The organism is Bradyrhizobium sp. NBAIM01 (genome assembly GCF_020194115.1).
In the GTDB taxonomy this organism is placed as follows: Bacteria; Pseudomonadota; Alphaproteobacteria; order Rhizobiales; family Xanthobacteraceae; genus Bradyrhizobium; species Bradyrhizobium yuanmingense.
Genome location: NZ_JADYVU010000011.1, coordinates 145,163 through 163,611, shown reverse-complemented (window position 1 = coordinate 163,611; position 18,449 = coordinate 145,163). Strand labels below are relative to the sequence as shown.

Sequence of the window (18,449 nt, the reverse complement as noted above, 5' to 3'; positions counted from 1 at the left end):
CCGCAAGCCCGCCCGCCCTGTTGCGGCGAGGCCAAACCGGCTAAAAGGCGGACCGACCGCACAGCCAGCGCAGCTGCTTCGCGCGACAAAGCGGCCCGGTGGCCGACCATCGAACGGCCTCAATGTGAACCAATCAGAGTGGCCATGAAGCTGACCCGCCCCCTCGCCGCGCTCGCCCTCCTCGCCGTAACAGCGCTTCCGGCCTTCGCCGCCGACGTCGTTTTCCCACCCGGCTTGCGTCTCGGCATGGTGCCGTTGATCGGCCTCAGCACGGCCAAGACCTTTCCGGGCTTCGAGAGCGAGGACGGCAACGTCAAGGTGCTGGTCACCGAGCTGCCGCCGGCCGCCTATGGCGAGGTCGTGAGCGCCTTCAATTCCAATCCCGGCGGGACCGGCGGCGTCAAGCAGGACAAGGTCGAGACCCCCGCTGGCCTTGCCTATTTCACCACCGAAAGCGGCAAGGCCGGCGATACCCCGGTGAAGCGCTATTCGATGATCGTGCCCGGCGCCGGCTTCTCCGGCTATGTCGCGGTACAGATCCCGGAGAATGCGACCAAGATCTACACGGACGAGGCGGTGCGACAGATGTTCGCGAGCGCCACCACCCGCAGGCAGGTCTCGGCCGAAGAGCAGATCGCGCTGCTGCCGTTCAAGATCACCGATCTCGCCGACTTCAAGGACATCAAGACCCTGGCACCGGGCTCGAGCATCATCCTGGCCGACGGCGATGAGAGCGTGGGCTACGAGGCGAGGCCGTTCATGATCCTCGGCCTGATCGGCGCCACCCCGCAAGCCGCCGACGACCGCGCCCGCTTCGCCCAGGAGGCGGCGCTCCAGATTCCCGGCGTGCGCGAGTCGCGCATCACCATGTCCGAGCCGATCCGCATCAACGGCCAGCAAGGCTTCGAGACCCGGATCGACGGCGTCAGCGGCAAGGACAAGGTCCCGGTGACGGTGGTGCAGTGGATCCGCTTCTCGAGCGGCGGCGCATCATTGCGCATCATCGCCAGCGCCCCGCGCGACCAATGGCAAGCCGCCTTCACCCGCTTCCGCACCGTACGCGACGGGATTCAGCCGAAGGGGTAGGGCGAAGCCGGCGCTAATCGTGGTTGGTCGCAGTTTCACGAAGAACCTTCGCCCAACTTCTCCCTGTGGTTATGGATCCCGGGTTCGCGCTTTGCGCGCCCCGGGATGACGGCGCTATGGGCTTTGTCAGCCCACGCGCTGGACAGAACCCGCTGCATTTTCAGGCTTCTGTTCGTATACGAACGGAACTAGGCTTCCTCCCGTTGGATCATCCTGGAGGGGAGGTAGACATGCTGGTTCGGCGACAGGTCTTGGCAATGCTTGGAACGACGGCGCTGGCGACGCTCGCGCCAAGCGCGCTGTTCGCGGCCGCACCGATCAAGCCGGACGAAGCGTCCGCGCTGCTCGTGATCGACGTGCAGAACTGCTTCCTGCCCGGCGGGAGCCTCGCCGTGAAGGAAGGCGAGCAGGTGGTGCCGGTCATCAACAAGATCTCGAAGGCATTTGCGAATGTGGTGCTGACGCAGGACTGGCACACGCCGGGCCACGTTTCGTTTGCGTCGGTTCATTCCGGCAAGAAGCCGTTCGAAACGGTCGACCTGCCCTACGGCAAGCAGGTGCTGTGGCCGGACCATTGCGTGCAGGGCACCGAGGGCGCGGCGCTGTCGAAGGACCTGTCGATCCCGCACGCCGAGCTCATCATCCGCAAGGGATTTCACAAGAACGTCGACAGCTATTCGGCCTTCCTCGAGGCCGACGGCAAGACCTCGACCGGGCTCGCCGGCTACCTGAGGGGCCGCAAGATCAAGCGCGTCTTCGTCGCTGGTCTTGCGACAGACTTCTGCGTCGCCTGGACCGCGCTCGACGGGCGCAAGGCGGGCTTCGAGGTCTATGTGGTGGAAGACGCCTGCCGCGGCATCGACACGCAGGGCTCGCTCGCCAAGGCCTGGGCCGACATGGCCAAGGCGGGCGTGAAGCGGATTCAGTCTGCGGATATCGCGGTGAGCGCGTAGGCGGCGCGCTATCCTTCCGTCATTCCGGGGCGCGCTTCAGCGCGAGCTATGGTGCGCAATTTGCGCACCTGAGAATCCATTGTGCGGTTGTCTCTGCTGTTCAATGGATTCCGGGTTCTCGACTTCGTCGAGCCCCGGAATGACGCCAACACTCAGTTCGCCGCGCTGCTCGATTCGTTGTTGTTCGCCGCGGGCGCAGTCTTCGCGCCGCCCTTGGCGACGCCGACCAGCGCCGGGCGCAGCACGCGGTCACCGATGGTGTAGCCGGCCTGCATGATCTGCACCACGGTGCCCGACGGCACCGACGCGTCAGGCACTTCGTACATTGCCTGGTGGAAGTTCGGGTCGAACTTCTGGCCCTGAGGATCGAGCTTCTTCACGCCGTGTTTTTCCAGCGCGTTGAGCAGCGCGCGCTCCGTGAGCTCGACGCCCTCGATCAACGAGACCAGGCCGGGATCGGCCGCAGCACGCGCCTCCGCCGGAACGGCATCGAGTGCGCGCTGGAGATTGTCGGCGATGTCGAGCACGTCGCGCGCGAAGCCGGTGATGCCGTAGAGGCGGGCGTCGGCGACTTCCTTTGCGGTGCGCTTGCGCAAATTCTCCATCTCGGCCAGCGTCCGCAGCATGCGGTCGCGCGCTTCAGCCGCTTCCTTTTGCAGGGTTTCGACCGAACCCGGCTCGGGATCGTCGGGCATGATGTAGGGTTTCGACACCACGGGCTCGCCGGTCGCTGCAGTCGTGTCTTGGGGTTGCCGGTCTTGCTCGGTCATCGGCTCTGATCTCGAACTCGTTTCAGGGATGTTTGCCCGGATATCGTGCTTAAGCCCGCGAAAATCAAGCGCCCGTGATCTGCAGAAAGGCCGGTCAGCCCCCCAACAGGCGGCTGACGATGCGGGCGGCGTAGTCCACGGTCGGGATCACGCGGGCATAATTCAGCCGCGTCGGGCCGATCACGCCGAGAACGCCGACGATGTGGCCGGCGGCATCCCGATAGGGCGAGATGATGGTGGAGGACCCCGACAGCGAGAACAGCTTGTTCTCACTGCCGATGAAGATGCGCACGCCTTCGGCGGTCTCGGCCCGGCCGAGCAGATCGATCACGCCGCGCTTGGTCTCGAGGTCGTCGAACAACAGGCGAACCCGCTCCAGATCCTCCAGCGCGTGCAGATCTTCGAGCAGATTGGCGTGGCCGCGGACGATGAGCTGACGGTCCTCGCTCTCGCCGCCGGACCAGCTGGCAATGCCGGCCGAGATCACTTTCTGTGTCAGCTGATCGAGCTCGGCACGGGCCTCGCCGAGTGCGGTCTCGAGCTCGAGCCGCGCTTCGGCCAAGGTCCGGCCGCGGATCCGCGCATTGAGGAAATTGCCGGCCTCTGTCAGCGCCGAAGAGGGAACTCCGGGCGGCAGCGTCAACACGCGGTTTTCAACCTGGCCGTCTTCGCCGACCAGGATCACCAGCGCTTTTTCCGGTTCCAGGCGGACGAATTCGATGTGCTTCAGCCGCGCATTGGATTTCGGCGTCAGCACGACGGCGGCGGCCCGGGTCAGGCCGGAGAGCCGCATCAAGGCCTGGTCCAGCGCCGCCTCGACCGATTGCGCCTCGCCGACGGACGAGAGCTGGCTCTGGATCGCCTGCCGCTCGGCCTCGTTGAGGTCGCCGACCTGCATCAGGGCATCGACGAAGAAGCGCAGGCCCAGTTCCGTCGGCAGCCGGCCGGCGGAGGTGTGCGGGGCATAGATCAGGCCGAGCTGTTCCAGATCGGCCATGACGTTGCGCACAGATGCCGGCGACAGCGGCATCGCAATCAGGCGGGAAATGTTGCGCGAGCCGACCGGCTCACCGGTCGCGAGATAGCTTTCGACAATTTGACGAAAGATGTCGCGGGAACGCTCGTTGAGCTGGGCAAGGCCTGCGCGCGGCGCGATCAGATGGATCGGATCGTGATGGGCCACAGACGGTAACTCCTCTCGGATCCTTATAATTTGTCCATCCGGGCCGCGTCTGACAAGCGTGGCGTTTGCAGGCCGACGGTCAGGGGGTGAATAAGCCCTTGCCGCCCACCCCCGCCCCACCTACAAGCACCGCGAACAGCCTATTCCCGTGAGTTTTGGAGATTTCCCATGCGGCCAAGCCGCCGTGCGCCCGACGAATTGCGCCCCGTGACGCTGGAGCGCGGCGTGGTCAAATATGCGGAAGGCTCGTGCCTCGTTAAATTCGGCGACACCCATGTGCTGGTCACCGCCACACTGGAGGATCGCCTGCCGCCGTGGCTGAAGGGGCAGGGCCGCGGCTGGGTCACCGCCGAATACGGCATGCTGCCGCGCGCGACCTCCGAACGCACCCGCCGCGAGGCCTCCGCCGGCAAGCAGAGCGGCCGCACCGTCGAGATCCAGCGCCTGATCGGCCGCTCGCTTCGCACCATCGTCGATCTCGAAGCTCTTGGCGAGCGCCAGATCACGGTCGATTGCGACGTGCTCCAGGCCGACGGCGGCACGCGCACGGCCTCGATCACTGGCGCCTGGGTCGCGCTTGCCGATTGCCTCAACTGGATGAAGGCGCGCAACATGGTGAAGGCCAACGTGATGCGCGACAACGTCGCCGCGATCTCCTGCGGCATCTACAACGGCACGCCGGTGCTCGATCTCGACTATGCCGAGGATTCGGAAGCCGAGACCGACGCCAATTTCGTCATGACCGGCGATGGCCGCATCATCGAGGTGCAGGGCACCGCGGAACGCGAGCCGTTCACGCAGGACGAGTTCCTGAAACTGATCGCCCTGGCGCAGAAGGGCATTGCGCGTCTGGTGGACTTGCAGAAACTGGCCGTGGCGTAGTCAATAGGCCCATGCACCGCCGAATCACCGACAAGCTCGTCATCGCCACCCACAATCCCGGCAAGCTCGCCGAGATGAGGGAGCTGCTCGCGCCGTACGGGATCGAGGCGGTGTCGGCCGGCGAGCTCGGCCTAGACGAGCCCGAGGAAACCGGCAACGATTTCCGCAGCAACGCCGCGATCAAGGCGATCGCCGCGGCGGAGGCGACCAAGCTGCCCTCCTTCGCCGACGATTCCGGCATCGTGGTCGATGCGCTCGATGGCGCGCCGGGAATCTACAGCGCGCGCTGGGCCGGCCCGACCAAGGATTTCAACGCGGCGATGGCGCAGATCGAGCGCCTGCTGCAGGAGCGCGGCGCCACCACGCCGGACAAGCGCAAGGCCCACTTCGTCTCCGCGCTTTGCGTGGCCTGGCCCGACGATCATCGCGAGGAGGTCGAGGCGCGCGTCGACGGCACGCTGATCTGGCCACCGCGCGGCACGGCCGGCTTCGGCTACGACCCGATGTTCCTGCCGGACGGGCACATCCGCACCTTCGGCGAGATGACCAGCATCGAGAAGCACGGCCTGCCGCCGCTTGGCCTCGGCCTGTCGCACCGCGCCCGCGCTTTTCGGAAACTGGCGGAGATCTGCCTTGAGCCGCGCTAACAAGGATGCGTTTGGCGTCTATGTGCACTGGCCGTTCTGCCTGTCGAAGTGCCCCTATTGCGACTTCAACAGCCATGTCCGCCATGCCGCGATCGACGAGACGCGCTTCGCCGCCGCCTTTGCGCGCGAGATCGCAACGACCGCCGAGCGCGCGCCCGGCCGCGAGGTCACCTCGATCTTCCTCGGCGGCGGTACGCCGTCACTGATGCAGCCCGCCACCGTCGGCGCGGTGTTAGACGCGATCGGCAAGCACTGGACCGTCGCAGGCGACGTCGAGGTGACGCTGGAAGCCAACCCGACCAGCGTCGAAGCCACGCGCTTTGCCGGTTATCGCATCGCCGGCGTCAACCGCGTCTCGCTCGGCGTGCAGGCGCTCGACGACGCCTCGCTCAAGGCGCTCGGCCGCATGCACAGCGCGCGCGAAGCGCTCGATGCCGTCGCCATCGCGCGCCGCGCGTTCGACCGCTATTCGTTCGACCTGATCTACGCCCGCCCCGACCAGACGCCGGCGATGTGGGCGGGCGAGCTGCGGCACGCCATCGATGAAGCGGCCGAGCATCTGTCGCTCTATCAATTGACGATCGAGGAAGGCACGCCCTTCTTCGGCCTGCACCAGGCCGGCAAGCTGAAGACGCCGGACGAAGCGGTCGCCCGCGCGCTCTACGACGTCACGCAGGAGACCTGCGACAAGCTCGGGCTGCCCGCCTACGAGATCTCCAATCACGCGCGGCGCGGCGCCGAATGCCGGCACAATCTGGTGTACTGGCGCGGCGAGGAATATGCCGGCATCGGCCCGGGCGCACATGGCCGTCTCGACATCGACGGCGTGCGCCACGCCACCGCCACCGAGAAGCGTCCCGAGGCCTGGCTGATGCGGGTCGAGACCAACGGCGACGGTGTCGTCAGCGACGAGCTCCTCAACAGCGAGGAGCGCGCCGACGAATTCCTGCTGATGGGTTTGCGTCTCGCCGAAGGCATCGATCCCGAGCGCTACAAGGCCCTCGCCGGCCGCCCGCTCGACCCCCGCCGCATCGCGCTCTTGCGCGAGGAAGGCGCGATCACCGTGGATGCGACGGGACGGCTGCGCGTGACCAGCAGCGGTTTTCCGGTGCTGGATGCCGTGGTCGCGGATTTGGCGGCTTAGCGGATCTCGTAGCCCGGATGGAGCGTAGCGCAATCCGGGACGGTCTCACCGCGTGGACAGAACCCGGATTGCGCTGCGCTCCATCCGGGCTACGAAACCATTACGCCCCAAAGCTCTTCGGCGAGCCCGCCACCGCAACGCCGCCGCCTTGCGTCACCTTCATCACGGCAAGTCCGCGTTCATTCGTGCCATCAGCACGGAAGCGGAACAGGCCGTCGATGCCGGCGAAGCCTGAGGGGTTGGTGAGCACGTCGGAGGAGAAGCGCTGGCCGCCTTGCGTGCGCGCCAGCGCGGCAACGAGCGCGACCGCGTCATAGGAAAGGGTCGCGGTGCGGATCGGCTCGGCGCCGTATTTCGTGCGGTAGCGGCCGGAGAAGGCGCGGAAGCCGGCCGGATCGGGCGCGGCGTAAAGGCCGCCCTGCAGCGCGGCGCTGGCATAGACGCGCGGATTGTCCCACAGGCCGGTGCCGAGCAGCTGGATGTTGCGCAGGTTCGCGCCCGCGGCCGTCATCGCATCCGCCACTGACACGACGGCATCGCCGTCATCGGCAATGAATAGCGCGTCCGCACTGCCGAGCTGCTGCGCCACGGTGCGCGCGGGCGTGGCGCGATCGGCACCGTATTTCTCGAACGCAACGATGCGCCCGCCGCGCCGCGGCACCGCCGCCTTCACCGCGGCCTCGACGACATTGCCATAGGCGTTGTCGGGCACCAGCACCGCGACGGAGCGCTTTCCGATGCCGGCGGAATATTCGACGATGCGGTTGACGTCGGACTCCGGCAGGAACGAGAGCAGATAGACGCCGCGTCCGGCGATGCTGGAATCGGTCGAGAAGGCGATGACGGAAATGCCGCGCGTGCGCGCGACCTGCGCCACCGCCGGCACCGATTGCGCGAACAGCGGCCCGAGGATGATCTCGGCACCCTCGTCGACCGCCTGCTGCGCGCCGGCCTGCGCGCCTTGCGGGCTGCCATTGTCGTCCTTGATCAGGAGCTGGATGTTCGGGTTCTGGAACTCGGCCAGCGCCATCTCGGCGGCGTTGCGCATCGATTGCGCGGCGAGCCCGGCATTGCCGGCCGCGGAGAGCGGCAGGATCAGGCCGACCTTCACGCCGCCGGTGCCGGCGGTCGTCGCCTGCTGCTGCGGTCCTGCCGGCTGGGCCGGCGGCGCGGAGCTCGAGAACGGGTTGGAGAACTGGCTGAGGCTTTGCTGCACGCCGGCGCAGGCCGACAGCACGGGCGCGCCGAGCAACAGGCCGAGCGCAGTCCGCCGGGTCGCCCCTGGCGATGGGGATCCCGGAAGGTGAGACTTTGGATGACGCGGGCCGACCATGGCAGCTTCTCTTCCGACCCGCCGTCGCCGGCTGATCACGACATTGCTTTCCGCGACGGGGGGCCGCGGATTCAGGCAGTGTGTCGGCAAATAGTTAACCAAAACAAAAGGATAACAACCGCTTAACGCGGCCGCAATCCCGTCCCGGCAGCTCTTCGCCGTCACTCATTCACTCATCAAGGCGGCGTTTCCGTCGCGAATATGGCGCGAGGGCCCCTCCTGCCTCCCGGCGCGATCTCGACCGATCACATTCCCGTCCGTTCCTCGCCCCTCACCTGGATACGATCTTTGGGCACGATCTTTTTCGGCGAGCCGGTTCCCAGCCTTAGCGATCGTGCCTAAGTTGGCTCCATTATGCGTGCAAAGCCGGCCCCGATAAATACGCCTGAAGCTCAAGACGCCGCCTCGCGCGGTTTCTCCATCGATGCCCATCGGCTCGCGGCGCCGAAGGCCGCGCCGGGCCTCCATCTGGTCGCGACCCCGATCGGCAATCTCGGCGACATCACCCTGCGGGCGCTGCAGACGCTCGCCGGCGTCGACGTCATCGCCTGTGAGGACACCCGCATCACGCGCCGCCTGACCGAGCGCTATGCGATCACGGCCCAGCTCAAGCCATATCACGAGCACAATGCGGAGGCCGCGCGTCCCAAAATCCTCGAAGCCCTCGGGCAAAGCGGCTCGGTCGCGCTGGTGTCGGACGCCGGCACGCCGCTGATCTCCGATCCCGGCTTCAAGCTGGTGCGCGAGGTCTGCGCCGCCGGCCATGCGGTGTATGCGCTGCCCGGCCCGTCCTCGGTGCTGGCCGCGCTGTCGGTCGCCGCGCTGCCGACCGACCGCTTCTTCTTCGAAGGCTTCTTGCCGGCGAAATCAGCCGCGCGGCGCAGCCGTCTCACCGAGCTCGCCCGCATTGACGCGACGCTGGTGATGTTCGAGTCAGGCAACCGCGTGCAGGATACGCTGGCCGATCTCGCCGAGATCATGGGGCCGCGCGAGGCCGCGATCTGCCGCGAGCTGACCAAGCTGCATGAGGAGATTTCGCGCGCAACGCTGAGCGAGCTGGCGCGCGAGGCTGCAACGCTGGAGACACGCGGCGAATTCGTGCTAGTGATCGCTCCGCCCGCGGCCGACGCCGAGGTTCTGACATCGGACGCGCTCGATAGTCTGTTGCGCGAGCAGCTTGCCGCGCACAGCGTCAAGGATGCCGTGGCGCACGCGGTCGCGTTGTCGGGCCGTCCGCGCCGCGAGGTCTATGCCCGCGCGCTCGAGCTCGCAAAGGACTCGCGGGGCAGCGATGGCGAAGACTGAGATTCCTGCGGAACCGAAGGTCGCGTCGCCCGAGCGCGTCGCGGCGTTCCAGACCGGTATTTCCGCGGAGAGCCGCGCCGCCGCCTACCTCATGGCCAAGGGCTACCGCATTCTCGCCAAACGTTACCGCACCCCGCATGGCGAGATCGACATCGTGGCGCGGCGCCGCAACCTGATCGCCTTCGTCGAGGTCAAGGCCCGCGCCACGCTGGACGAGGCCGCATTCGCCGTGACGCCGCGCCAGCAGCAGCGCATCATCGACGCCGCGCAAGGCTGGCTCGCAGCGCATCCCGAGCATGCCGAATTCGAATTGCGATTCGACGCCATGCTGATTGCGCCGCGCTCGCTTCCGCGCCATGTGTTGGCGGCATTCGACGCCTCGACCTGAAAGGCAGCCCATGAAACTGAACGTCGCCGTCCAGATGGACCCCATCGCCCGCATCAACATCAAGGGCGATTCCACCTTCGCGCTGCTCTTGGAGGCGCAGAAGCGCGGCCATGGCCTGTCCTATTACACGCCCGACAAGCTCTCGATGGTCGGCGAGGAACTGGTCGCGCCGGTTCAGCTCCTGACCGTGCGCGACGAGCCCGGCGACCATTTCACCCTCGGCGAGCCCAAGCGCGAGGCGCTGAACGGCTTCGACGTGGTGCTGCTGCGCCAGGATCCGCCGTTCGACCTCGCCTACATCACCTCGACGCATTTCCTCGAGCGCATCCATCCGAAGACGCTGGTCGTCAACGATCCCGCCTCGGTGCGCAACGCGCCGGAAAAGCTGTTCGTGATGAATTTTCCGCAGCTGATGCCGCCGACGCTGATCTCGCGCGACCTGGATGAGATCAACGCGTTCCGCGACAAGTACGGCGCGGTCGTCATGAAGCCGCTGCACGGCCATGGCGGCGCGGCGGTGTTCCGCGTGATGCCGCAGGACATGAATTTCGGCTCGCTGTTCGACATGTTCTCGGTGACGTTCCGAGAGCCCTGGGTGATCCAGCAATTCATCCCGGAGGTGAAGCACGGCGACAAGCGCATCATCCTGGTCGACGGCGAGTTCGCCGGCGCGGTGAACCGCGTACCGGCTGCCGACGACCTCCGCTCCAACATGGTGCGCGGCGGCGCGGCGCAGGAGACCGAGCTGACGCCGCGCGAGCGCGAGATCTGCGCCACCGTCGGCCCGGCGCTGCGCGAGCGCGGCCTGTTGTTCGTCGGCATCGACGTCATCAACGGCAACCTCACCGAGATCAACGTGACCTCACCCACCGGCATCCGCGCCATCGCGCGGCTCGGCGGCCCGGATGTCGCGGCGAAGATCTGGGACGTGATCGAAGCGAAGCGGAAGAAATAGCTTCAGGCTACGCAGGCCTCAATTTTTCACCGTCATCCTGAGGTGCTCGTCCTGCATAGCTGGACGAGCCTCGTGCACACTGCGATGACGAGCGACTTCGAGCCTTTCCCATCACTAACCACCCGTTCACCATGACGGCGCGCGCTTCGTGTGAACGCACGCGCCGCCGTACGTGAAACTACGGGGCCGTTGGCCGACCCAATAACGCCGCGTTCACCATCTGCCGAAAACCAGCATCGCGGCCGGCGATCGCGTTCGGCCTCGCAACACCCCTTATACTTTTGCTGCCTACTCATCGATGCGGGGGAACACGCCAGGTGCGGTTCGAGTGCCCCGCGTAAGAGTAGAAGCGTATGAATACCGCACGCATTATCGTCCTCGTCATCGCTCTCGGCGCCGGCGGCGTCGCTGCGTATCTGGCGAGCGGCTATCAGAATCCGCCCGCGGCCGTCCTGCCCGTCGCCGAGAAGCTGCCGACGGTCGAGGTCCTCATCGCCAAGAACGACATCCAGCTCGGCCAGGCCGTGAAGCCCGAGGACCTGCAATGGCAGGCCTGGCCCGCGGCAACCGCCAGCAGCGCCTTCATCCGCCGCGACAGCAGGCCCGAGGCCCCGACCCAGATCGCGGGCTCGATCGCGCGCGTGCCGCTGATGCAGGGCGAGCCGATCCGCGAGCAGAAGCTGGTCAAGGCCGAAGGCTCCGGCTTCATGGCCGCGATCCTGCCGTCCGGGATGCGCGCCGTCTCCACCGAGATTTCAGCCGAGACCGGCGCCGGCGGCTTCATCCTGCCGAATGACCGCGTCGACATCGTCCTGACCCGCCGGCTGAAGAATCCGGACGGCGGCAACACCAACGGCCCGACCGGGGGTAACGACCTCATCCTGTCCGAGGTCATTCTCACCAACATCCGCGTGCTCGCGATCGACCAGGCTCCGAAGGAAAAGGAGGGCCAGAACGCGGTCGTCGGCAAGACCGTCACGCTCGAGCTGCGGCCCGACCAGATCGCCACGCTTTCGGCCGCACGGCAGGGCGGCACTCTGACACTCGCGCTGCGCAGCATCGTCGATGCCAACGCAGTCGACGGCACGCCCGAGGACCAGGCGATCAAGCGCCCGGGCGGCGTGAACGTAATCCGTTACGGCGTCCAGGCACGACAACTGACGTCACAGAAGTGATGGGGACAGCATGAACTATGGGGGTGATCGGACGGGCCTGCGCATTCGGGGGAAGCGCGCGCGCTCGTTCCTGATGGGGACGATGTTGATGCTGGGGCTGCTCGCGGCTCCCGGCGTCCTCAGCGCTGCGGAGGCGCCGGTCGGCGACCAGGCGCCGATGCAGGCATCGGATCTCGGCCTATCGTCGGTTGGGACGATCGCACCGGCGCGGTCGCGTTTTCTGTCGCTCGGCATCGGCAAGTCCGTCGTCATCGACCTGCCGCGCGAGGTCAAGGACGTGCTGGTGGCCGATCCCAAGATCGCCAATGCGGTGATCCGCTCGGCCCAGCGCGCCTATATCATCGGCGGCCAGGTGGGCCAGACCAACGTCGTGTTCTTCGCGGCCGACGGCCAGCAGGTCGCCTCCTATGACATCGCGGTGAAGCGCGACCTCAACGGCATGCGTTCGGCGCTGCGCCAGTCGCTGCCGGGCGTGCAGATCGAAGGCGTCGGCGACAGCGTGATGCTGACCGGCTCGGTGTCGAGCCCGGTCGAGGCCCAGCAGGCCGGCGACGTCGCCGCAAAGCTGGTCGGCGGCGCGGACAAGGTCGTCAACAACATCGTCGTGCGCGGCCGCGACCAGGTCATGCTCAAGGTCGTGGTCGGCGAAGTGCGCCGCGACATCGTCAAGCAGCTCGGCGTCGATCTCAGCGCCAGCCTGAATGCCGGCACGGCGGTGGTGAATTTCAACAACTCCAACCCGTTCTCGGTCTCTGGCGGACCGATCGTCAGCAGCAATGGGCTCGGCGTCACCGGCCTCGCCAAGGGCGTCGCCACCGTCAACGCCACGATGCGGGCAATGGAAAGCGCCGGCGTTATGCGGACCCTGGCCGAACCGAGCCTGACCGCGATCTCGGGCGAATCCGCCACTTTCATCGCCGGCGGCGAATTCCCGATTCCCGGGGGCTACGCCTGCGATCCGGTCACTCACGTCTGTACCACCCAGGTCACCTACAAGAAGTTCGGCATCTCCCTGAACTTCACCCCGGTCGTGCTCAGCGAAGGCCGCATCAGCCTGCGCGTGATGACCGAGGTTTCGGAGCTGTCGAACACCAACTCGATCACGTTGACGCAGGCCGTGACCGGGTCCTCGACCAACTCGATCACCATTCCATCGATCCAGACCCGCCGCGCCGAAACGACCCTGGAAATTCCCTCGGGCGGCTCGATGGCGATGGCTGGCCTGATCCAGCAGCAGACCAAGCAGGCGATCAACGGACTGCCTGGTGTCGACCAGGTGCCGATCATTGGCGCGCTGTTCCGCAGCCAGGACTTCGTCAACAACGAGACCGAGCTGATGGTGATCGTGACGCCCTATGTGGTGCGCGCGGTTGCCCAGAAGGAATTGTCGCGGCCCGACGACGGCTTCGCGCCGGCCTCGGACGCACAGAGGGCGCTGCTCGGCCGGGTCAACCGCCTCTACGGCATCGCGAGCCGTGTCGATCCGGTGGCCGGCACGCCGGGCGATTTCGGCTTCATCATCGACTGAGACGAACGGTTTGGGGACCGGGCAAGGCAGGGGCAGGAGGGATCAGGGGATGAGGACAACATCAGCCGATCGACGTCGCAATTTGCGGCTCGCGCTGGCACTGACGGGCCTCTCCGTCATGCTCGGCGCCTGCAACACCACCGAGATCGTCACCCAGACGGTGCCGACCGATTATCGCCAGCGCCATCCGATTGCGGTGCAGGAAGGCAAGAAGTCGATCGTGATCTTCGTCGGCAAGAGCAGAGGCGGCCTCTCGGCTGCGCAGCATTCGGACGTCGCGGGCATCGCGCGGGACTGGATGCGCGAAGGCACCGGCTCGGTCGTCGTCGATGTGCCGGTCGACACCGCCAATTCGCGCGCGGCCGCCGCAACCTATCAGGAGATCCGCTCGGTGCTCATGTCCGGCGGCGTGCCGTCGCGCGCCATCGTCCAGCGGCCCTATCGCCCTGATGATCCCGGGCTGCTGCCCACCATCCGCCTGAGCTATTCCAAGATCACCGCGGTCGCCGGCCCCTGCGGGCTGTGGCCCGAAGACGTCGGTCCCAACATCCTCAACCCCGGCTACACCGAGAACCGCCCCTATTTCAATCTGGGCTGCGCCAGCCAGCGCAATCTCGCCGCGATGATCGACAACCCGGCTGACCTCGAGCAACCGCGCGCCGAGACGCCCGCCTATACCGCACGGCGCGACATCGCGTTCGATCGCTATCGCAAGGGCACGACGACGACGACCACCTATCCCGAATCCGACAAGGCCAAACTCAGCGATACCGCCAAATGACAGGCATCGACGACGAAGACGCGGACGATCCGCAGCACCCCGAGGAACACATCGCGCCGGTTCCTCGCATTTCGGTGCAAGCCTTCTGCGAGACCGAGCAGACGCTCAAGGCGGTGACGGCGGCTGGCCAGGATCGCCGGCTCGCCAAGGCCCATCTCAGCGCCAAGGACGGCGGCCTCGCCGCGGCGATCGAAGCCTATGAATCGATGCCGACGCCGAACGTGATCGTCATCGAGTCCGACGGCACGCGCGACATCCTCGAAGGACTGGACGACCTCGCCGGCGTCTGCGATCCCGGCACACGCGTGGTCGTGATCGGCAGCCCCAGCGACACCGCGCCCTATCGCGAGCTGGTGCGCCGCGGCGTCAACGACTACGTGGTCGGCCCGGTCGAAACCATCGACGTGGTCCGCTCGATCTGCAGCCTGTTCTCGGCCTCGGAAGCCATCATCACCGGCCGCGTCATCGCCGTGGTCGGCGCCAAAGGCGGCGTCGGCGCGTCCACCGTCGCGCATAATCTGGCCTGGACCATCGCCCGCGATCTCTCGCTCGATTCCGTCGTGATCGATCTCGACCTCGCCTTCGGCACCGCGGGCCTCGACTACAACCAGGATCCGGTGCAGGGCATCGCAAACGCGGTGCTGTCGCAGGACCGGCCGGACACGGCGCTGATGGAGCGCCTGCTCGCCAAATGCACCGATCGCCTCAGCCTCCTGGCAGCGCCCGCCACGCTCGACCGCGTCTACGATTTCGGTGCCGAAGCCTTCGATGCCGTGTTCGACACGCTGCGCATGACGACGCCCTGCATCGTGCTCGACGTGCCCCATCAATGGTCCGGCTGGACCCGGCGCGCGCTGGTGAACGCCGACGACATCGTGATCGTGGCCGAGCCCGATCTCGCCAATCTACGCAACACCAAGAACATGCTGAGCGTGCTGAAGGCGGCGCGACCGAACGACCGGCCGCCGCTGTACTGCCTCAACCAGGTCGGCATGCACAAGCGTGCGGAGATCGAGGTCAAGGCCTTCGCCAAGACCATGGAGAGCCAGCCGATCGCGGTGATCCCGTTCGATTCGAAACTGTTCTCGACCGCGGCCAATAACGGCCAGATGATCGCGGAGGTCTCCAGGACCCACCGCACCACCGTTCTGTTCCAGAATATGGCGAACCGCCTCGCCGGCCGCGGCGAGGTGAAGAAGCCGAAGCGCTCGCTGCTCGAGCCGCTTTTGAAGAAGCTGAAGGGCAAGTCAGGACGCAGCTCGGCCCCGCATCGCAAGGCGTCGTAGGCGCGGCTTATTTGAGCATGATCTCCGCGCAAACGCCTTCCGCGTTTGTCGCGAGGGAAAACCGCTTCACACTTTGCGCTGACGCGGCCCTTCGGGTCCGGATCATGCTCTAGGGCGGACTACCTGTCCGCCCGCTGCTGCTTTTTCGCCAGCAGCTGCTTCAGCGCCGCGACCTTGGCCGCGGCCTGGTCCGGCGGCAGATCTGCCTTGACGAGGATTTCGGCCTCGGCCTCGCGACCCTGCAATCCCAGCACGAGCGCCAGATTGGCGCGGACCCGCGCATCGTTCTGATTGCGCTGATGGGCGCGGCCGAGCACCTGTTCCGCCTTCGATAGATTATTCTGCAGCATGTAGGACAGGCCGAGATTGGACAGCACGGTCGGCTCGTTCGGCACGATCTTCAACGCCGCGGCGTAATATTGCTGGGCTTCCTCGTTGCGGCCGAGCTGGTCGAGCACAGCGCCCTGCGCCGACAGGATGCGCCAATCGGGATCCTCGGGCGAATGCGCCCGGCCGAGGACGTCGAAGGCCTGCTGGAAATTGCCGTTGTCGGCGAGCGCGCGGCCGTAGCCGGCGAGCAGCGCCTTGTTGCCAGGACGGGCGAGCACGGCCTGCTCCAGCACTGCGACCGCCTGCGCGCGCTGGCCGCTGCCACGCAGCGCCTTGCCGTATTCGAGAGCAATGGCGGGATCGCTCGGCTTGGCGCGATAACGCTCGCGAAGTGCGTCCATCTCCGGCGTGGGGTCGGCCTTGCTGTCGGACTTGCCGTCAAGCTTGGCGGCGGACTCCCGCTTGCCGCCGAGCGCACCGGTGACGTCGTCGATGCCGGCCGTCTGACAGCCGCCGAGCGCGAGGATCAGGACGGCGGAACACAGATATCCCGCCGGGGATAAGGCGAGGAACGAACGCTTGGGCATACTCTGATCACTCGGCAACTGATCAGAGATGCTTACCCATTAACGCTAAAGTCCCGTTAAGGAGGCGCGCCTGTTGAGGTTCAGTCGACGAACTCGGCGCCGAATTCGCAGCCGATGCGCCAGCGCAGGCGGCATTGGCGGGAATAATCAGGCGCGAAGATGATGGTGAATTGCGGCGGCACTTCCAGAAATTCCGCCACCACTTTCACGCCGCCATCCGAAATGTCCGTGATCGTGCAATCCCGCGGCAGCGAGCCCGCGCCAAAATGAATCTTGGCGAGACGGCTGCACACCCGACGTTCGCTTCTCCGGCGATTTGCAAGCATTTGAACTGTTCACCCGTTAGACCACGGCCCATCCCGCAGCCCTAGGAGTAGCGGACATTCGTTGGAATGTGCTGAGGAGAGAAGGGGGCATTCGAGACGTAGTGTCTGGGCTGCGTTTACGATTGGTTAGGATTTGACCGGCCGCCAAGCGATTGTTCCCGTATTGTTCTTGCGGAAACGGCCGCGCTCTGCTACCCCTAATTGCAGCAAAGGGCAGGCTGGTTCGGCATGGTTCAGCGGGTTTCTACCGTCGCCTTTGAGGGGATCGAGGCCCGCGCGGTCGACGTGCAGGTGCAGGTCGCGCCCGGCCTGCCGGCCTTTGCCATCGTCGGCCTGCCGGACAAGGCGGTGTCGGAGGCGCGCGAGCGGGTGCGCTCGGCGCTGATCGCCTCGGGGCTGGCGCTGCCGGCGCGGCGGATCATCGTCAATCTGGCCCCGGCCGACCTCCCGAAGGAGGGCAGCCATTACGACCTGCCGATCGCGCTCGGGCTGATGGCCGCGATCGGCGCCATCCCGCCGGATGCGCTGACCGGCTTCACCGTGCTCGGCGAGCTCGGCCTCGACGGCTCGATCGCGCCGGTGGCCGGCGTCCTTCCCGCCGCGATCGGCGCCAATATGCGCGAGGAAGGTCTGATCTGCCCGGCGTCCTGCGGCTCCGAAGCGGCATGGGCGAGCCCGGACATCCAGATCATTGCCGCACACTCGCTGATCCAGATCGCCAACCATTTCAAGGGCACGCAGGTGCTGTCGCGGCCGACGCCGAAGGTGCACGAGGCCGCCGTCTCGCCGCTCGACCTGCGCGACATCAAGGGCCAGGAAAGCGCCAAGCGCGCGCTGGAGATCGCGGCCGCCGGCGGGCACCACCTGCTCATGATCGGCGCGCCGGGCGCCGGCAAATCGATGCTGGCCGCGCGCCTGCCCTCGATCCTGCCGCCGCTGTCGCCGAGCGAGCTGCTCGAGGTCTCGATGATCGCCTCGGTCGCCGGCGAGATCGAAGGCGGCGCGCTGACGGCGCGGCGCCCGTTCCGCTCGCCGCACCATTCCGCCAGCATGGCCGCGCTCACCGGCGGCGGCGCGCGCGCCAAGCCCGGCGAGATCTCGCTGGCACATCAGGGCGTGCTGTTCCTCGACGAATTGCCGGAGTTCGATCCGCGCGTGCTGGATTCGCTGCGCCAGCCGCTGGAGAACGGCGAGGTCGCGGTGTCGCGCGCCAATCATCGCGTCACCTACCCTGCCCGCTTCATGCTGGTCGCGGCGATGAATCCCTGCCGCTGCGGCAATGCGTTTGAGCCCGGCTATGCCTGCAAGCGCGGCCGCATCGACCGCTGCACCGGCGATTACCAGGCGCGCATCTCCGGTCCGCTGATGGACCGCATCGATCTGCGCATCGAGGTGCCGGCGGTGACGGCCGCCGACCTGATCCTGCCGCCGCCGTCGGAAGGATCGGCCGAGGTCGCTGCCCGCGTGGCGGCGGCGCGCGACATCCAGCTGGCGCGCTATGCGGATGCAGGCCTGCCCCATGTCCGCACCAATGCTGAAGCCCCCGCCTCCGTGCTGGAGGAGATCGCAAAGCCGGACGCGCAGGGCCAAAAACTGCTGCGCGACGCCGCGGAGACCATGCGCCTGTCGGCGCGCGGCTATCACCGCGTGCTGCGGGTGGCGCGCACGCTGGCCGACCTCGACCATGCCGACAAGATCGGCCGGCTGCACCTCGCCGAAGCGCTGTCGTACCGCGCACTCGCGGAGGATGTGCGCCAGCTGGCTTGATCATTCCGCGCATCAACCCGGCG

At 66.8% G+C, this 18,449-nt stretch carries 18 protein-coding genes; 13 read left to right on the top strand and 5 right to left on the bottom strand.

Going from position 1 to position 18,449, the window contains the following annotated elements:
- Positions 1 to 144: 144 nt before the first annotated feature.
- Together I6F31_RS28535 and pncA are read left to right on the top strand one after the other, a co-directional pair.
- Positions 145 to 1,086, top strand: a complete 942-nt coding sequence (locus tag I6F31_RS28535; protein ID WP_225186467.1) for a hypothetical protein — start codon at positions 145 to 147, stop codon at positions 1,084 to 1,086.
- A gap of 230 nt (positions 1,087 to 1,316) precedes the next feature.
- Entirely contained in the window at positions 1,317 to 2,039 is a 723-nt protein-coding gene (pncA, locus tag I6F31_RS28530) for a bifunctional nicotinamidase/pyrazinamidase (protein WP_036003240.1), read from the top strand.
- Positions 2,040 to 2,191: 152 nt separating this feature from the next.
- On the opposite strand, the gene grpE is transcribed toward pncA, so the two are convergent.
- Positions 2,192 to 2,809 (bottom strand): nucleotide exchange factor GrpE, encoded by a 618-nt coding sequence (gene grpE / locus I6F31_RS28525; RefSeq protein WP_036003237.1) that lies wholly within the window; start codon positions 2,807 to 2,809, stop codon positions 2,192 to 2,194.
- A 94-nt stretch (positions 2,810 to 2,903) separates the two neighbouring features.
- Positions 2,904 to 3,992 (bottom strand): heat-inducible transcriptional repressor HrcA, encoded by a 1,089-nt coding sequence (gene hrcA, locus I6F31_RS28520; protein WP_036003234.1) that lies wholly within the window; start codon positions 3,990 to 3,992, stop codon positions 2,904 to 2,906.
- A gap of 168 nt (positions 3,993 to 4,160) precedes the next feature.
- On the opposite strand from hrcA, the gene rph reads away from it, so the two are divergent.
- The 3 genes from rph to hemW are packed head-to-tail and all read left to right on the top strand — an operon-like array spanning position 4,161 to position 6,665.
- The gene (rph, locus tag I6F31_RS28515; protein ID WP_036024340.1) at positions 4,161 to 4,874 is read left to right on the top strand and encodes a ribonuclease PH; all 714 of its coding nucleotides are present in this window, start codon (positions 4,161 to 4,163) and stop codon (positions 4,872 to 4,874) included.
- An 11-nt stretch (positions 4,875 to 4,885) separates the two neighbouring features.
- Positions 4,886 to 5,521, top strand: a complete 636-nt coding sequence (gene rdgB, locus I6F31_RS28510; RefSeq protein WP_057030547.1) for an RdgB/HAM1 family non-canonical purine NTP pyrophosphatase — start codon at positions 4,886 to 4,888, stop codon at positions 5,519 to 5,521.
- A complete protein-coding gene (gene hemW, locus I6F31_RS28505; RefSeq protein WP_036024335.1) occupies positions 5,508 to 6,665 on the top strand; it encodes a radical SAM family heme chaperone HemW in 1,158 nt (385 codons plus the stop codon). The genes rdgB and hemW overlap by 14 nt, the downstream gene beginning before the upstream one ends.
- A 100-nt stretch (positions 6,666 to 6,765) precedes the next feature.
- Here hemW and I6F31_RS28500 read toward each other — a convergent pair whose 3' ends face one another.
- The gene (locus I6F31_RS28500; protein ID WP_051056860.1) at positions 6,766 to 7,998 is read right to left on the bottom strand and encodes a penicillin-binding protein activator; all 1,233 of its coding nucleotides are present in this window, start codon (positions 7,996 to 7,998) and stop codon (positions 6,766 to 6,768) included.
- Between the two features lie 354 nt (positions 7,999 to 8,352).
- Here I6F31_RS28500 and rsmI point away from each other — a divergent pair, with 354 nt between their 5' ends.
- The 7 genes from rsmI (at position 8,353) to I6F31_RS28465 (ending at position 15,416) form a co-directional block, all read left to right on the top strand.
- On the top strand, positions 8,353 to 9,303 hold the full coding sequence (gene rsmI, locus I6F31_RS28495; RefSeq protein ID WP_225186466.1) for a 16S rRNA (cytidine(1402)-2'-O)-methyltransferase: 951 nt from the start codon (positions 8,353 to 8,355) through the stop codon (positions 9,301 to 9,303).
- Positions 9,290 to 9,691, top strand: a complete 402-nt coding sequence (locus I6F31_RS28490) for a YraN family protein (RefSeq protein ID WP_036003220.1) — start codon at positions 9,290 to 9,292, stop codon at positions 9,689 to 9,691. The genes rsmI and I6F31_RS28490 overlap by 14 nt, the downstream gene beginning before the upstream one ends.
- 10 nt (positions 9,692 to 9,701) lie before the next feature.
- Positions 9,702 to 10,646 (top strand): glutathione synthase, encoded by a 945-nt coding sequence (gene gshB, locus I6F31_RS28485; protein WP_036003217.1) that lies wholly within the window; start codon positions 9,702 to 9,704, stop codon positions 10,644 to 10,646.
- A gap of 353 nt (positions 10,647 to 10,999) precedes the next feature.
- Entirely contained in the window at positions 11,000 to 11,821 is an 822-nt protein-coding gene (gene cpaB / locus I6F31_RS28480; protein WP_036003214.1) for a Flp pilus assembly protein CpaB, read from the top strand.
- Between the two features lie 10 nt (positions 11,822 to 11,831).
- Positions 11,832 to 13,349, top strand: a complete 1,518-nt coding sequence (locus I6F31_RS28475) for a type II and III secretion system protein family protein (RefSeq protein ID WP_036003211.1) — start codon at positions 11,832 to 11,834, stop codon at positions 13,347 to 13,349.
- A gap of 49 nt (positions 13,350 to 13,398) precedes the next feature.
- A complete protein-coding gene (locus tag I6F31_RS28470) occupies positions 13,399 to 14,130 on the top strand; it encodes a CpaD family pilus assembly protein (protein WP_225186465.1) in 732 nt (243 codons plus the stop codon).
- Positions 14,127 to 15,416, top strand: coding sequence for an AAA family ATPase (locus tag I6F31_RS28465; protein WP_225186464.1), 1,290 nt, complete (start codon positions 14,127 to 14,129; stop codon positions 15,414 to 15,416). Before I6F31_RS28470 ends, I6F31_RS28465 begins: the two co-directional genes overlap by 4 nt.
- 119 nt (positions 15,417 to 15,535) lie before the next feature.
- Here the strand turns inward: I6F31_RS28465 and I6F31_RS28460 are convergent, their stop codons facing one another.
- Complete coding sequence (locus tag I6F31_RS28460) at positions 15,536 to 16,333, bottom strand: tetratricopeptide repeat protein (RefSeq protein ID WP_128265741.1); 798 nt, start codon at positions 16,331 to 16,333, stop codon at positions 15,536 to 15,538.
- Between the two features lie 80 nt (positions 16,334 to 16,413).
- Positions 16,414 to 16,659, bottom strand: a complete 246-nt coding sequence (locus tag I6F31_RS28455; RefSeq protein WP_018644993.1) for a PilZ domain-containing protein — start codon at positions 16,657 to 16,659, stop codon at positions 16,414 to 16,416.
- Between the two features lie 228 nt (positions 16,660 to 16,887).
- On the opposite strand from I6F31_RS28455, the gene I6F31_RS28450 reads away from it, so the two are divergent.
- Positions 16,888 to 18,426: a YifB family Mg chelatase-like AAA ATPase gene (locus tag I6F31_RS28450; RefSeq protein WP_225186463.1), complete on the top strand. Its 1,539-nt coding sequence runs from the start codon at positions 16,888 to 16,890 to the stop codon at positions 18,424 to 18,426.
- Positions 18,427 to 18,449 lie beyond the last annotated feature (23 nt).

What these genes read in the sequence shown, in the direction of transcription:
- I6F31_RS28535 (WP_225186467.1), top strand. Translation starts at nt 145, where the DNA reads ATGAAGCTGACCCGCCCCCTCGCCGCGCTCGCCCTCCTCGCCGTAACA.
- I6F31_RS28465 (WP_225186464.1), top strand. Translation starts at nt 14,127, where the DNA reads ATGACAGGCATCGACGACGAAGACGCGGACGATCCGCAGCACCCCGAG.
- gshB (WP_036003217.1), top strand. Translation starts at nt 9,702, where the DNA reads ATGAAACTGAACGTCGCCGTCCAGATGGACCCCATCGCCCGCATCAAC.
- rsmI (WP_225186466.1), top strand. Translation starts at nt 8,353, where the DNA reads ATGCGTGCAAAGCCGGCCCCGATAAATACGCCTGAAGCTCAAGACGCC.
- grpE (WP_036003237.1), bottom strand. Translation starts at nt 2,809, where the DNA reads ATGACCGAGCAAGACCGGCAACCCCAAGACACGACTGCAGCGACCGGC.
- I6F31_RS28500 (WP_051056860.1), bottom strand. Translation starts at nt 7,998, where the DNA reads ATGGTCGGCCCGCGTCATCCAAAGTCTCACCTTCCGGGATCCCCATCG.
- I6F31_RS28450 (WP_225186463.1), top strand. Translation starts at nt 16,888, where the DNA reads ATGGTTCAGCGGGTTTCTACCGTCGCCTTTGAGGGGATCGAGGCCCGC.
- I6F31_RS28460 (WP_128265741.1), bottom strand. Translation starts at nt 16,333, where the DNA reads ATGCCCAAGCGTTCGTTCCTCGCCTTATCCCCGGCGGGATATCTGTGT.
- cpaB (WP_036003214.1), top strand. Translation starts at nt 11,000, where the DNA reads ATGAATACCGCACGCATTATCGTCCTCGTCATCGCTCTCGGCGCCGGC.
- I6F31_RS28490 (WP_036003220.1), top strand. Translation starts at nt 9,290, where the DNA reads ATGGCGAAGACTGAGATTCCTGCGGAACCGAAGGTCGCGTCGCCCGAG.
- I6F31_RS28470 (WP_225186465.1), top strand. Translation starts at nt 13,399, where the DNA reads ATGAGGACAACATCAGCCGATCGACGTCGCAATTTGCGGCTCGCGCTG.
- I6F31_RS28475 (WP_036003211.1), top strand. Translation starts at nt 11,832, where the DNA reads ATGAACTATGGGGGTGATCGGACGGGCCTGCGCATTCGGGGGAAGCGC.
- rph (WP_036024340.1), top strand. Translation starts at nt 4,161, where the DNA reads ATGCGGCCAAGCCGCCGTGCGCCCGACGAATTGCGCCCCGTGACGCTG.
- rdgB (WP_057030547.1), top strand. Translation starts at nt 4,886, where the DNA reads ATGCACCGCCGAATCACCGACAAGCTCGTCATCGCCACCCACAATCCC.
- I6F31_RS28455 (WP_018644993.1), bottom strand. Translation starts at nt 16,659, where the DNA reads ATGCTTGCAAATCGCCGGAGAAGCGAACGTCGGGTGTGCAGCCGTCTC.
- pncA (WP_036003240.1), top strand. Translation starts at nt 1,317, where the DNA reads ATGCTGGTTCGGCGACAGGTCTTGGCAATGCTTGGAACGACGGCGCTG.